Annotated in this window: 1 pseudogene; it reads left to right on the forward strand. The window is 64.4% G+C overall.

The window, feature by feature from the left end:
* Nucleotides 1–447 (forward strand): annotated as a pseudogene (locus J5M57_RS28555) (ABC transporter ATP-binding protein/permease); the annotation flags it as partial.

Genomic DNA, 447 nt, shown 5'->3' on the forward strand with positions numbered 1-447 from the left:
GACGAGAACCTGAAGCGCTACCGGAAGGCGGCGATCCGCTCGCAGAATTCGCTGTCGTTCCTGAACTTCGGCCAGCAGGCGATCATCGGCCCGGGGCTCGTGTTCATCCTGTGGCGCGCGACGCAGGGCGTGCTCGCGGGCAGGCTCACGCTCGGCGATCTCGTGCTCATCCATACGTTCATGCTGCAGCTGTACATTCCGCTTAACTTCCTCCGCGTCGTCTATCGGGAACTGAAGCAGAGCCTGACCGACATGGACCGGATGTTCGGGCTGTTGTCAGCGGCGCGCGAAGTCGACGATGCGCCCGGCGCGGGCGTGCTGAAGGGGAGCGGCGCACGGGTGCGTTTCGAGCGGGTAGATTTCAGCTACGAGCCTTCGCGGCAGATCCTGCACGACGTCGATTTCACGATCGAAGCCGGCTCGACGACCGCGGTCGTCGGCCATAGC

This window comes from Pseudomonas sp. 86_A (assembly GCF_017491705.1).
Lineage (GTDB): Bacteria > Pseudomonadota > Gammaproteobacteria > Pseudomonadales > Pseudomonadaceae > Aquipseudomonas > Aquipseudomonas koreensis.